Below are 12,696 nucleotides of genomic sequence, written 5' to 3' on the forward strand. Positions count from 1 at the left end.
GCTGTAGATATGGAGCGGTACGGAGAATGAGAGCACTCGCATGCGCCTTCACCATCGCCATTATGGCGGCATGCCCGACGCAAGCGATGGACCGGTCCCTCGTCCGGCAATTCGAGAAGCTCGATCCCCAGACGCGGCTGGAGCAGCGTTGCGACACGGAAGCGATGGAGCGTATCGGCGCAGACAAGAACCGGTTCAAACCGGACAAGGTCATCGCCTATACCTTTGCCGATCCCGTCATGAAAGGCGACAAGATGAAGGCGACGGGCGCGGTATTCCGAAGCAAGGGGGACTGGTACAAGCTGGCATTCAGGTGCAAGACGGATTCCGAGCACCTCGAAGTGCTGTCTTTCGAATACAAGATCGGCGAACGCGTGCCGCGGGAGAACTGGAACCAGCTCTATCTTTACCCCTGAGGGAGCCGCACAATCTCGTCTAAAGGACCGCCATCAGGAACACGAAGGACCCGAGCGACAGTACGGCGATGATGCTCATCAGCACCTTCATCATGTGTTCCGTCATTTCGTACATCCTACCCAACTCCCCAGGAAGACGAATGCCGCACCTGCGCCGGACCGACGGGCCAGCCGGCCCGTCATCATCGACGTCAAGAATTTTGTAAGAAATTGGTTAACAAATCACTTCCATGGGCGTGATCCGGCTTGCTTCGCCCCGCGACCCGCATTGGCGCGCGATTAACGCAGGACCCCGCCTGTCTTCGAACCGCCCTGCGACTGCCCGCCTCCCGGGCCGCCCTGCGACACGCCGCCGCCATGCGCGCTACCGGGATTTGGTCCGTCCGGCCCGTTGCCGTAACCGTTGTTGCCCTTCGAACCACCACCGCCACCGCCGCCCGACTTGGCGATCGCATTCGAGGTGAGGCTCGTGGAAAGCAGCATGGTGACGGCGGGTGGCGTCACCACCGCGAAGCGCCCACAGTTCTTCAGAAACTCGCGCCGGTCTTCGTCGCTGCGCGACGGCAGCCCGTTTGGCATTTCGGAACTCATGGACGCCTCCCCTGTGCGTTGACTGTTTCGCCGAATTTACAGTAATATTTTGCCAGACAATAGTGTTACATTTGGGTGCGTCCCGGAATATAGAATACTATATAATCAATTGTAATTAATCACAGATAGCTACAAATATATATTTCCGCTTACATTAAAGAACGTTACGGGAAACCGGCACCTTCAGTTATCAATATCTGTCCTAGATCTTTCCTGACGGCCTCGACCGAAAGATGCGTCGTAGCTCGCGGATTTTCCGCTTGGCCTCCTGGCGCCGCGATGGGTATGGCGCACCGCCGTACCGGTCCCAGGACGGGTAGTGGGCGATCTCGGTCAAGAGCGTGAAAACGGTGAGGGGGACGACGAGATAATCCCTTCCAAGCTGGACCTGTCTGCGTTGCAATTGAAGCCGCGGCAGCTTCCCGGCAGACAAACCGGACGCCCCGCCTATCCCGAACAGCGTGTCGGCCGTCAGAATTTGCGTCTCGACCGCATGTCTTTCGTAGCCCCTGGCGAAAAGCGACATCAAATGCTCCCAGTCGACGCTGTCCGAGGCTGCGAGCTTCGACAGATCGAGAAGGTGTCGCAGATCGATCAGGCCGCGCCAGTAGTCGCCATCCTGGAACTGATCATGCAGGATCAGGAAGACGATCTGGGCAAAGGGCGTGGGAACGCGGACGTCTCCTCCATCGAGGGCTATCCTGCGGCTGTGCCCATACAGCCATTCGATGTCGCTGAAGGAGGCCGGCCCTTTCGGCCGGCATTGAAGATCGATGCTCCCAGCATCCGTCGGCCGCTCCAGGACTGCAGGCAGATGGAATTTGGGGTTTCCCGGCCATGAACCGCTGCCGGCGGCAAGGCGGATCTCGTAACCGATGTCCTGCAGTGCTCCAATCGATGAGGCCATGTCGGCGGGGCGGACGAGAATATCGATGTCGGTCAGCATCCGCGCTCCGATCTCGTCCGGCTTCTGTCCGACCAGGATTGCCGCACCCTTCATGAGGACCGGCTCCACGCCGATGCGGTTGAGGCAGTGTACCGCCTCGGTCAGTTGCGCCAGCAGTCTCCTGTTGCGCTCCGCGTTCCTGTCGTAAATCAGAGAGAGGTATCGGCGGACATCCTCGGGCACGTCCCCCGCATATTTCCTCGCCGCGAGAGCGAGCGAGGAAACCGTCAGGCTTTCATTCGCAAGCGCGATGACGTGCTCCCAGTCCACGTCAGCCGGAGGATTGCCTTTGAGGCAGGATGTGAGCGCAAGAAGGCTTCGGTAGCTACGACCCGTCATGGTGCCCGCTCAGCATCTCTACGGCCTCGTCCAGTCGCATATAGGAAAGCTCGATGGCACTGGCGCCGCGGATAGCGCCCAGCAGGGCGTCGAACTGCGACAGATCGAGGCGCCGTGTCGGCGTAAAGGCGCCGAGAAAGAGTTCCGACAGAACCCGCGCCGGTTCGACCGCGGCAAGTGCGGTCCGACCTTTGCGGCGGCGCAGAAGCGCGATGGTGCCGAGCGGTACCGCATCGTCAGACGCAAAGGGGACCGACGCAAGGTAGCGGACATATTGGTTGTCGAGGCGGCGATGAACCGGCGCCGCTTCGATCGTGCCGCGCATGCCTTCGAGGAGACCCCATGAGCCGCGCTTCAGAGCAGGGGCGAAGGGAACGCCCCGCAGCAGGCCGTCCGGCCTCATCAGCGCGATATCGTCGCCGCCGCAGGCAAAGCCTGCTTCGAGGAGCGCGAGGGCGAGGGTCGACTTGCCCGCGCCCGGCGCGCCGCAAATCAGAAGCCCCTTCCCGTTCTTCACCAGGAGGGCGGCATGAAGCGCGACCTTCGTGCCGAGGCTTGCCAGCACATCCTCCGTCAGCAGCGCTTTCAGCGCCGGCACCGCTTCGTTGACCGCGACGATCATACAGGGGGAACGGCTGCGGCTGACGCACACGCGGTTGCCGAACTTGGCCACCGCGTAGGAGGCCGACGGCTTCAGGCCCTCCGACGCCTGATGATCGAATACGGGCAAGATCAGATCGAGGAGACCTCTATCGTGATAGGCTATCGAGACGGCGGCTCCCTGCAGATCCAGCACATGCGTGTGCAGCGGCTCCCCCTCCTCGGCGTCGAAAGCAATCTCCAGCAGACCCTCGCCGGACATGTAAAGGAGGTAGTCCCACACCGATCTGCGCGCTTCGGCCCGGCCGGCGCCACGCGCCACGAGATCGGCCTCCAGCCGGCGCTGCGACATGGATTCGGCGAGAAGGCAGGTGAGATACGCCGTAAGATCGTCGACCTCAAAGATCTGCTGCGACGCTTCGACGAAAATCGTCTTGCGCTGTCCAAGCAGAAAAAATCGTGCCCCGTCGGAGACGCGGAACTTCATTCCAACTCCCCTCGCGCTGCCGCGTGCCTCGGCATGTTTTCGTATTTGTGGTCGAAAATTCGCGATCCCGCCAGCCCCGATGAGGCGCCAACGGCAGAGGATTCAATGGGATACTGCTAAAGATACATGTTTCGGCGGTGAAATAAGCAGCTTGGATTAGGGGCGCCGATGAGTGCCGTGGCCTCGAACTGCCCGCGCGGGGTTGGTGTGACGGCTGCGCACGGCCAACTCGTACAAACGATCGCTTTGCGCATTTATTGTGTGCATGTTCTTGCTACGCGATATTTTACGCATATATTTGCGCATAATGGAGGGCTGATGCCGAAATTTGAAGATGATCGCCGTAAGATAGTTTCCCGCCTTGAAAGTGAGGGCTGGCACAATATCGGCGGCGAAGAACATGATAATTTCGTTAAGGCCGGCCACAGGAAAATTCAGGTGCCTCGCCACTGTGTGGTTACGCAAGGCGTGGCGCGCTCGATAGCTAAGGCGGCGGGTTGGAAATGACCGGCCAACGGACGGAGACGGAAATGGCTAGGTTTTTTGCTCTACTGGACGGACATGATGGGGCTTACGGTGTCGCCTTTCCTGATGCACCGGGCGCGACTGCGATGGGCAGGACTGTAGATGAGGCATTGCGCAATGCTGCGGCCGCGATCGCCGATTGGATCGACGACGGCGAGGTCCCGGAGCCGCGAAGCATTGACGAACTGCGTCAGGACCCCGAGGTCGCCGAACAACTCGCGGATGGAGCGGCCTTCGTTGTCGTTCCCGCCATTGTCGAGGATAGCCGCCCGGTAAAGGCCAATATTTCGATGGAAGCCGGACTCTTGGCGGCTATCGACGAGGCCGCAAGTTCCGCCGGTTTGACACGTTCCGCATTTCTGGTGACAGCCGCGAGAGAGAAAATATTCGGCGGGTCGTTGCGCGACAGTGTCCGGGAAATGGTTAAGCGGGACGCACGTTAACGTCTGCGCCACGCGAAGGAGGCTGCACGTCCACGACGACCGGCGCCCCGCCAAATAGCCATCCATTGCGCTTTCTCGCCATCGCTTCTATCTAAATCAAAGAAATGGTGCCCGGAGGCGGATTTGAACCACCGACACGCGGATTTTCAATCCGCTGCTCTACCAACTGAGCTATCCGGGCATCTGCCTTGACGGCGGCAGTTTCCTTCGGGAAACCGCTGGGGCGTGTCGTTCGCCCCGGAAGCGAGCGGGGTTATAACATCTTGTTCGGCCGTGTCCAGCACCAAATGACTCTTTTTCGAAGGAATTTAGCTGCCCGCGGAAAAGTGGTGAAAGTCGAAGAAATTCAGAGAGATCGCCGGCGCCCGCGAATTCCCCGGGGCCGCTCGACAATAACGAACGTTTCGGTGGAGAGAAGAATTACCGTTCGTCGCCGTCGTCGGCCTTCGACTCGTCGTCGGCGACCGGGATCGCATAGGAACCGGACAGCCAGCGATTGAGATCGACGTTACGGCATCGCTCGGAGCAGAAGGGATAATGCTCGCGCACGGACGGGCGTCCGCACTCCGCACAGGGACGCGTTGCACGCAGGGGTTCTACGTTCGATCCGTTTTTCTTGCCTCCGCCGCGCATCTTCTCAGCCTTCCAGCCAACGATCATGCACGTCGTACCCTTCGCCGACGAGGAGATTGACGGTCTCATAGAGCGGCAAGCCTACCACATTGGTGTAGGAGCCGACCAGCTTCACGACGAACCCTCCGGCAATTCCCTGGATACCATAGCCCCCTGCCTTGCCGCGCCACTGGCCGGAAGCGAGGTAGCTCTCGATATCGAGCGTGGAAAGGCGCTTGAAGCGCACCTTGGTGTCGATCACCTTCTGGCGAAGCGTGCGGTCGGGCGTGACGAGGCAGATGCCCGTATAGACGCGGTGGCTGCGGCCCGACAGAAGGTGCAGTGCGCTCGATGCCTCGCTCACCAGTTCCGGCTTCGGCAGGATACGGCGGCCGACGCAAACTACGGTGTCGGCTGCGAGAATGTAGCTGCCGTCCCAGGCGGGGTCGCCGGTAATCGCAGAAAGCGCGGCCTTCGCCTTTTCGGCCGACAGCCTGCGGGCGAGCGACCGCGGATGCTCCGAACGCTTCGGCGTTTCGTCCAGGTCCATCGGCATGAGGCGCGCGGGCTCGATTCCCGCCTGCGCCAGGAGCTCGACGCGACGCGGCGATCCGGACGCCAGTATCAGTTTCTTGGTCACTGCCATCGATGCGAGCCGTTATTCCCGGATGTTTGCGTCAAGGTCATGCATGTCGCTGCCCAAAAGCGCTCAGCATTTCGGGGCGGCATGCATTGGCCGGAGCCTACTTGAAGCGGTAGGTGATACGGCCCTTCGTCAGATCATAGGGCGTCATCTCGACGAGCACCTTGTCGCCGGCCAGAACGCGGATACGGTTCTTGCGCATGCGGCCCGCCGTGTGGGCGATGATCTCGTGCTCGTTTTCAAGCTTCACGCGAAAGGTCGCGTTGGGAAGCAATTCCGTGACCACGCCCGGAAACTCTAGGACTTCTTCTTTCGCCATGCAGGACTGTTCTTTCTCGTGTTCAATAGCGGATGCAACAGGCATCCTCGAAAAGTTGCCGGAAACTACACAATCGCCGCGGCTTTGTGAACCGCTTTGATCAGGCTTTTTCGGGTAGCCGATCTTGGCGCACCGGATCGCGGCGCAAGGATCGGGATCATGCCGCCGGAGGACTGCCTTTCTGCTGGCTTTCCACGGCGAGACGGCTTGCGATCAGCGTCGCCAGATGATCGCGCACCGCCCGGTAGGCGGCCACGATCTGCTCCCGTGTGCCGGTCGCAACGGTCGGGTCGGGTGTCGGCCAATATACCACATCCACTGCCATGGATCGGGTCAATTCAAGCGCCATGTGGTGGGCTTCGGGCGCCAGCGTCACGATGAGGTCGAAGTAATCGTCCTCAAGCTCTTCGAGCGTGCGCGGCTGATGCCGGCCGATCGTCAGCCCGACCTCTTCGAGAACCACGTCCACGAAGGGATCGCGCTCGCCCTGCCGGACGCCGGCGGAGGCGACATAGGTCCCTTTCGGAAGCGCTACGCGGGCGAGCGCCTCGGCCATCGGCGAACGGATGGCGTTCATGCCGCACATGAAAAGAACCGAGCGGGGCGCTTTCGATTGCGGCGTGGCGGTCGCGATCATCTCCGCCTCCCCGTCAGCCGCGCCAGTAGAGCACGCAGACAAGCGTGAAGAGCCGGCGTGCCGTATCGAAATCCAGCCTGATCTTGCCCGACAGCCGGTCCATCAGGGTCTGCGAACCCTCGTTGTGGATGCCGCGCCGCCCCATGTCGATCGCCTCGATCTGGCTCGGCGTAGCCGACCGGATCGCCTGGTAATAGCTTTCGCAGATCATGAAGTAGTCCTTCACGATACGGCGAAAAGGCGTGAGCGAGAGGATGTGGGTGGCGACCTCGGTACCGCCGTCGGTCGAAATCCGGAAGACCAGCTTCGCGTCGACCAGCGACAGATTGAGCCGATAGGGGCCCCCGGGATGCCCGACGGGCTCGAACAGGTTTTCTTCGAGCAGGTCGAAGATCGCAACCGCGCGCTCGTGCTCCACGTCCGGCGTCGAGCGGCCGATCGTCTCGTCCAGCACGACATCGCAGAGCCGCAGGTTGCGATCGGCCTTCATCCCTCTTCCCCGAGATTGAGGCGGATGGCGACCGACCGGGCATGGGCCTCGAGGCCTTCCGATCTCGCCAGCGCGATCGCGGCGGGCCCGAGAATGCGCAACTGATCCGGGCCGAGCCGCAGGATCGAGGTTCGCTTCACATAGTCGAGCACGCCGAGGCCGGAGGAGAACCGCGCCGAACGCGCCGTCGGCAGCACGTGGTTGGACCCGCCCACATAATCGCCGATGACTTCGGGTGTGTGCCTGCCGATGAAGATCGCACCGGCATTGCGGATCGCGGGGACCATCGCGTCCGGATCGGCGGTCGCCAGTTCGAGATGTTCCGGGGCGATGCGGTTGGCGAGCGGCACGGCCTTGTCGAAATCCGGAACCAGGATCACGGCGCCGAAATCGCGCCAGCTCGCTGCCGCCGTCTCGGCGCGCGGCAGCGTCTTCAGCTGACGCTCCACCGCCTTTTCGACCGCGTCGCCGAAGGCGGCATCGTCGGTGATCAGGATTGCCTGCGCGCCGGCGTCGTGCTCGGCCTGGGCGAGCAGGTCCGCGGCGATCCAATCCGGATCGTTGTCGCGGTCCGCGATCACCAGCACTTCCGACGGCCCGGCGATCATGTCGATGCCGACGGTGCCGAAAACCTGCCGCTTGGCGGCCGCGACATAGGCATTTCCAGGGCCGACGATCTTCGCCACCGGCTCGATCGTCTCGGTGCCGTAAGCGAGCGCCGCCACGGCCTGCGCGCCGCCGATGCGGTAGATCTCCTCGACGCCGGCGAGGCGGGCGGCCGCGAGCACCGCCGGATTGATCGACCCGCCGCTGGCCGGCACGACCATGACGATGCGCGGCACGCCCGCGACCTTGGCCGGCAGGGCGTTCATCAGAACCGAGCTCGGATAGCTCGCCGTGCCGCCCGGCACATAGAGACCGACCGCGTCGATCGGTGTCCAGCGCGAGCCGAGGCCGACGCCCATCTGGTCTTCGTAAATGTCGTCCTTCGGCAATTGCCGCCGGTGATGCGCCTCGATGCGGGTCGCCGCGACCTTCAATGCGCCGAGTACTTCCGGAGCGACCGCGTGGATCGCCGCGTCTATTTCCGCCGACGTCACCGCCATGCCGGTTACAGTAAAGTCGATCCCGTCGAAACGCGCGGAATAGTCGGCGAGCGCCGCATCTCCGCGGGCGCGGACATCGTCGATGATGGCGCGCACGACGGCGTTGACGTCTTCGGAAACTTCCCGTTTGGTCGTCAGGAACGCGGCGAAATCGCGCTCAAAGCTCGTATCGAGATAGTTCAGCCTGATTGCCAATGCGATGATCCTTTTGGTGGTGGCCGGCGGGGACGCTCAAGCGGGAGTTCTCAATCCGGCGTCCTCAGGCGCCCTCGGGGTGGCGCGGCTTGAACGCCGTCTCCCAGGCGCCGCCGGTATCGGCAAACTGCACCTCGATGCACTCCACATCGAGCGCGATCGATGCCTCGCCCGCGAGCACCAGCTCGATCGTGCCTTCCGGCCCCTCCCCCTTGACGTCGAAACGCAGGGCGAGAAGATCGAGCACCGCTTCCATGTCGGTGCGATCGAAGCCGAGCGACCGCACGGCACTGACGCATTTGAACAGAAGGACGGCACGGCGCCGCTCGAAGCTGCGGCGCTTGCCCTCCGCCTTCTCCCAGACGAAGCGGTTGACCACCAGGGTGAACTGCCGGCGCCGGGCGTCGTAGGCGGTGCCCGCCACCTTGAAGACTGCGTCCTGCACATGGGCGGAGACGACACCAAGGTCTTCCTCGTCGAGTGCCAGCAGTTTCAAAGCATCCATGCGATTCATCCCGTCCGTTTTCATGCCCCGCATTTTAGCGGGCGATCGTCAAGGACATAGGACGTTGCGCCCGAAACCGCAACGGCTCGGGCGCGGGAAGTGACCGAAAGGGCTACAGCGGCTCCGCGCACCTGATTGGACGCGCCAGGCCGGATCAGTCGCTGACGCGCTCGACATGGGCGCCGCAGCGCGTGAGCTTCTCTTCGAGGCGTTCGAAGCCGCGGTCGAGATGGTAGACGCGCGAGACCATGGTCTCGCCTTCGGCAGCGAGGCCGGCGATGACGAGCGAGACGGAGGCCCTGAGATCCGTCGCCATCACCGGTGCGCCCTTCAGCCGCGACACGCCCTCGACCTTGGCCGTCTGGCCGGAAAGCGAGATCTTGGCGCCGAGCCGCGCCAGTTCCTGCACATGCATGAAGCGGTTTTCGAAGATCGTCTCGGTAATGTGGGAAACCCCGCTCGACCGGGTCATCAGCCCCATGAACTGCGCCTGGAGGTCGGTGGGGAAGCCGGGGAACGGATCGGTGACGATATCGACCGGCTTGATGCCGGCGCCGTTGCGAACGATGCGGATACCGCTGTTCGTCTCGCTGATCTCCGCGCCGGCACGGCGGATCGCCTCCAGCGCCGTGTCCAGGAGGCTCGCCTCGGTGTCTTCGAGAATGACGTCGCCGCCTGCCATGGCGACCGCCATCGCATAGGTTCCCGTCTCGATGCGGTCGGGCAGCACGCGGTGGCGGGCGCCCGAGAGCGAGCGCACGCCCTCGATGGTAACAGTGCTCGTGCCCTGGCCGCTGATCTTCGCGCCCATGGCGTTCAGGCATTTGGCGAGGTCGACGACTTCGGGCTCGCGTGCGGCATTGCCGAGCACGGTCGTGCCGTTGGCAAGCGTTGCCGCCATCATCAGCACATGCGTCGCACCGACGGAAACTTTCGGGAACACGTAGCGCGCACCGATGAGCCCGCCTGCCGGCGCCGTGGCGTTGACGTAGCCGCCATCGATCTCGATGTTGGCGCCGAGTGCTGCCAGTCCCTCTATGAAGAGGTCGACCGGACGCGTTCCGATGGCGCAGCCGCCCGGCAGAGACACCCGCGCCTTGCCTTCGCGGGCGAGCAGCGGCCCGATGACCCAGAAGCTCGCGCGCATCTTCGAGACGAGTTCATAAGGCGCCGTCGTCGAAACGATGTTGCGGCTGGTGAAATGCACCGTGCGGGCATAGCTCTCGCCCTGGCGCTCGCGCCGGCCGTTGACGGAAATGTCGGCACCATGATTGCCGAGGATGCGGATCAATTGCTCGACATCGGCCAGATGCGGGACGTTTTCGAGCGTCAGCGTGTCGTCGGTCAGGAGCGACGCGATCATCAGCGGCAAGGCGGCGTTCTTCGCGCCGGAGATGGGGATCACCCCGTGGAGTTCATTTCCGCCTACAATCCTGATGCGATCCATGAGACCTCTCGCACGGGCGCTGCCCGCCTTTCTGGAAAATCGATGCCGATCCGGCATTGTTGAAGGGCGTCTCTTTAGTGGAGATGCGGTGAAATTAGAAGTGCCTTGAAATGCGGGGGTGCAGGGAAAGCGAGGACCCGGAAGGCCCCGCCTGCCGCCGGTTGCAGAACCTAATCTTCCGATTCGTCCGATTTTGCGGCAGGCAATCCGGATGTCTCGTCCGCAGCACCCGCCCGGCGCGCGCGCATCTGCTGCTTGCGCCGCTGGAGATTGTCGCGCAGGTTCTTCGCCAGACGCTGCCGCCTCGCCTCGGCCTCGCTCGAATGCCCTGCGCCTTTTCCCCGCCCCGGCGCATGCTTATTGTGGTCGTCGCTCTGCATGGCCATCCATTACCGCAAAACCAGGGCCTTCGGAAGCGGCAAGCCGGCCAGGTGAGAGCGAAATCGGGGAAAACCGCGAAGCGGCTTCCGGGCCGGTCCGTGCCGCAAAAGGCTGCAATGGAAGAGCTTGCGCGCCCTGGACCGTGTGAGCCCGCCATCTTCCCGGCGTGGCCCGCCCAAAAACTTCGAAATGCGGCTTGCGCTCTCCCTCAAGCTATGGCAATAGGCCCCTCGCCTGATGCGGCTTGCCACGAAGCGCCGCCGGATGCTGCTATAGCTCAGGGGTAGAGCACTCCCTTGGTAAGGGAGAGGCCGAGAGTTCAAATCTCTCTAGCAGCACCAGTTTTCCTCTAGAGAACAGTTATTTGCCAGCCATGAAGGCCGATGCCTTACGCCTGCGTTTGCCGCGGCAGGTACCAGACGTCGACGGGGAGCCGCCGGCCCGCCAGGGCGGCTGATTTCAGGGACATCCAGCCGGCTGTCGGGATCGGGCCTTGCAGCCGCTCGATCAGCGCAAGCGAGATCACAAGCGGAGCGTCGAGCGACTTGGCCAGGGTTTCGAGTCTTTGCGCCACGTTCACCGCATCGCCTATCACGGTGAACTCGCTGTGGACGCCGCTGTCCAGAACGCCTCCGACGACCGTGCCGTAGTGCAGGCCGATGACGGCATCGAGGGTGGGATAGCCGTTCGAGAGGTTGTGGTTCCTCCAGTCGTCGAGCGCGTCGACCAGATCCAGCGCACAGGCAAGTGCCCGGTCGGCATCGTTTTCCATGGGCCGCGGCTGTCCGAATACGGCCATGACACCGTCTCCGATGAACTTGTCGACGGTCCCCCCATGATCGAAGATCGTCTGGGAGACGAACCGGCGGTATTCCGCCAGAACGGAGGCCAGATCGCCGGCGGTGGCAGTCTCGGCGAATCTGGTGAAGTCGCGCAGGTCGACGAACATGATCGCCGCGTTGCGCCGGCCGAGGCCGAAAGCATCGCCGCCTTTCTGCAGTTCCGCCACGATCAGCGGCGAGAAGAACCGCGAGAGATTGCGACGCCGCTGGTCCGCTTCGAGCGCCTCGTTGCGCGTCCGGTCGTGATCCCTCGCAAGCAGGTAGGTGGCAAAGGCTGTGAAGCCGAAGCTCACCGTCAGCCCGAAGTCCTGACTGAAGAAGGAAGAAAGCAGCGCCATGACGTCTCTGGCCCCGTGTCTCACCGCCGAGAGGGCCAGCATGGCCACCCAGGAAACGAGGACGATCCCGGAAAAAGTGAGAACGAGGCGGCGGTCGAGCTGGAGGCCGGCGTGGATGAGCAGGACGAAACCGACCACGAGGCTGGTCGTGGTCAGGTTATGGTCCTCGGAAGCCGGAGCGAGGATATAGGCGTAAAGGATCGCCGCGACGAGCAGCCCGTCCAGAACGACGAACAGCGTCTTGAGCCAGAAACGGCCGGGGAGAAACAGTGCGGTCGCGACCGAAACGATGCTGATGATGAAATAGGCGATGACGACGACGTAGTGCGTGTCTCTGGTTCCCTCGCTTCCACCGAGCAGGAGGTTTGCAATCAAGATCGCGAAGGCGACAAACCTCAGTGCGCTCGAGCGGATTTCCTTTGCGAAGTCCCAGGGTGCGTGAAGCGTATACGTCATGTCCTACCCGATCAGGGGTGATGCTTACCGGTTAGCCGGCAAAGCCGGATGGGGAGGCGGCGGCAATCCCGCCGCCTCCCCCCGGTGGACTACTTCACCTCGGTGACGGTCAGCTTGCCGTCGACGCGTTCGGCAACGAACTCGATCTGATCGCCTTCCTTCAGCTTCGACAGCAGGGCTTCGTCCTTGACCCGGAAGACCATCGTCATTCCAGGCATTTCGAGCTCCTTCAGGTCCTCGTGCATCAGTGTGACCTTCTTCGCCTTGGCATCGACCTTCTTGACAGTGCCTTTGGTGAAGTCGGCGGCGAAAGCGCCATAGGCCGTGCCGAGAGCGAGGGCGAAGGCCAGCGTGGACTTTACGATCGTTTTCATGTGA

General features: G+C 62.6%; 17 protein-coding genes and 2 tRNA genes. 4 read left to right on the plus strand and 15 right to left on the minus strand.

Annotated features, from left to right (window positions below; all coding sequences use genetic code 11):
* Positions 1–26: 26 nt before the first annotated feature.
* On the plus strand, positions 27–416 hold the full coding sequence (locus tag M1D43_RS10545; RefSeq protein ID WP_153313142.1) for a DUF930 domain-containing protein: 390 nt from the start codon (positions 27–29) through the stop codon (positions 414–416).
* A gap of 279 nt (positions 417–695) precedes the next feature.
* Here M1D43_RS10545 and M1D43_RS10550 read toward each other — a convergent pair whose 3' ends face one another.
* The 3 genes from M1D43_RS10550 to M1D43_RS10560 all read right to left on the minus strand — a co-directional run bounded on the left by M1D43_RS10550 (position 696) and on the right by M1D43_RS10560 (position 3,379).
* The gene (locus M1D43_RS10550; protein ID WP_004435964.1) at positions 696–1,007 is read right to left on the minus strand and encodes a hypothetical protein; all 312 of its coding nucleotides are present in this window, start codon (positions 1,005–1,007) and stop codon (positions 696–698) included.
* 202 nt (positions 1,008–1,209) lie between these two features.
* Positions 1,210–2,292: a nucleotidyltransferase family protein gene (locus M1D43_RS10555; protein ID WP_153313143.1), complete on the minus strand. Its 1,083-nt coding sequence runs from the start codon at positions 2,290–2,292 to the stop codon at positions 1,210–1,212.
* On the minus strand, positions 2,279–3,379 hold the full coding sequence (locus M1D43_RS10560) for a serine kinase (protein ID WP_498813950.1): 1,101 nt from the start codon (positions 3,377–3,379) through the stop codon (positions 2,279–2,281). Before M1D43_RS10560 ends, M1D43_RS10555 begins: the two co-directional genes overlap by 14 nt.
* Positions 3,380–3,697: 318 nt before the next feature.
* Here M1D43_RS10560 and M1D43_RS10565 point away from each other — a divergent pair, with 318 nt between their 5' ends.
* Positions 3,698–3,886 (plus strand): type II toxin-antitoxin system HicA family toxin, encoded by a 189-nt coding sequence (locus M1D43_RS10565; protein ID WP_153313145.1) that lies wholly within the window; start codon positions 3,698–3,700, stop codon positions 3,884–3,886.
* A complete protein-coding gene (locus tag M1D43_RS10570) occupies positions 3,883–4,347 on the plus strand; it encodes a type II toxin-antitoxin system HicB family antitoxin (protein WP_153313146.1) in 465 nt (154 codons plus the stop codon). The genes M1D43_RS10565 and M1D43_RS10570 overlap by 4 nt, the downstream gene beginning before the upstream one ends.
* A 105-nt stretch (positions 4,348–4,452) precedes the next feature.
* Here M1D43_RS10570 and M1D43_RS10575 read toward each other — a convergent pair.
* The 10 genes from M1D43_RS10575 to M1D43_RS10620 all read right to left on the minus strand — a co-directional run bounded on the left by M1D43_RS10575 (position 4,453) and on the right by M1D43_RS10620 (position 10,687).
* Positions 4,453–4,528 (minus strand) — tRNA-Phe (locus M1D43_RS10575).
* 239 nt (positions 4,529–4,767) lie between these two features.
* Positions 4,768–4,980, minus strand: a complete 213-nt coding sequence (yacG, locus tag M1D43_RS10580; protein ID WP_010968706.1) for a DNA gyrase inhibitor YacG — start codon at positions 4,978–4,980, stop codon at positions 4,768–4,770.
* A 4-nt stretch (positions 4,981–4,984) separates the two neighbouring features.
* Positions 4,985–5,605 carry a Maf-like protein gene (locus tag M1D43_RS10585; RefSeq protein ID WP_004435951.1) on the minus strand — a complete coding sequence of 207 codons (621 nt, stop codon included), beginning with the start codon at positions 5,603–5,605 and terminating at the stop codon, positions 4,985–4,987.
* Between the two features lie 97 nt (positions 5,606–5,702).
* Positions 5,703–5,921 carry a translation initiation factor IF-1 gene (gene infA, locus M1D43_RS10590; RefSeq protein WP_004435948.1) on the minus strand — a complete coding sequence of 73 codons (219 nt, stop codon included), beginning with the start codon at positions 5,919–5,921 and terminating at the stop codon, positions 5,703–5,705.
* A 157-nt stretch (positions 5,922–6,078) separates the two neighbouring features.
* Positions 6,079–6,558, minus strand: coding sequence for an arsenate-mycothiol transferase ArsC (locus M1D43_RS10595; RefSeq protein ID WP_004435917.1), 480 nt, complete (start codon positions 6,556–6,558; stop codon positions 6,079–6,081).
* Positions 6,559–6,571: 13 nt separating this feature from the next.
* A complete protein-coding gene (locus M1D43_RS10600) occupies positions 6,572–7,048 on the minus strand; it encodes a UPF0262 family protein (protein ID WP_010968704.1) in 477 nt (158 codons plus the stop codon).
* Positions 7,045–8,349 carry a histidinol dehydrogenase gene (gene hisD, locus M1D43_RS10605; protein ID WP_010968703.1) on the minus strand — a complete coding sequence of 435 codons (1,305 nt, stop codon included), beginning with the start codon at positions 8,347–8,349 and terminating at the stop codon, positions 7,045–7,047. Before hisD ends, M1D43_RS10600 begins: the two co-directional genes overlap by 4 nt.
* A 64-nt stretch (positions 8,350–8,413) precedes the next feature.
* Positions 8,414–8,854, minus strand: a complete 441-nt coding sequence (locus tag M1D43_RS10610) for a DUF2948 family protein (RefSeq protein WP_010968702.1) — start codon at positions 8,852–8,854, stop codon at positions 8,414–8,416.
* A 154-nt stretch (positions 8,855–9,008) separates the two neighbouring features.
* Positions 9,009–10,301: a UDP-N-acetylglucosamine 1-carboxyvinyltransferase gene (gene murA, locus M1D43_RS10615; protein WP_015007155.1), complete on the minus strand. Its 1,293-nt coding sequence runs from the start codon at positions 10,299–10,301 to the stop codon at positions 9,009–9,011.
* 170 nt (positions 10,302–10,471) lie between these two features.
* On the minus strand, positions 10,472–10,687 hold the full coding sequence (locus tag M1D43_RS10620; RefSeq protein WP_153313147.1) for a hypothetical protein: 216 nt from the start codon (positions 10,685–10,687) through the stop codon (positions 10,472–10,474).
* A gap of 261 nt (positions 10,688–10,948) precedes the next feature.
* Here M1D43_RS10620 and M1D43_RS10625 point away from each other — a divergent pair.
* Positions 10,949–11,023, plus strand: a tRNA-Thr gene (locus M1D43_RS10625).
* Between the two features lie 47 nt (positions 11,024–11,070).
* On the opposite strand, the gene M1D43_RS10630 is transcribed toward M1D43_RS10625, so the two are convergent.
* A complete protein-coding gene (locus M1D43_RS10630; protein WP_127539901.1) occupies positions 11,071–12,318 on the minus strand; it encodes an adenylate/guanylate cyclase domain-containing protein in 1,248 nt (415 codons plus the stop codon).
* Positions 12,319–12,407: 89 nt separating this feature from the next.
* The gene (locus M1D43_RS10635; RefSeq protein WP_010968683.1) at positions 12,408–12,692 is read right to left on the minus strand and encodes a copper-binding protein; all 285 of its coding nucleotides are present in this window, start codon (positions 12,690–12,692) and stop codon (positions 12,408–12,410) included.
* Positions 12,693–12,696: the final 4 nt, after the last annotated feature.

This window comes from Ensifer sp. R1-3, assembly GCF_056739175.1.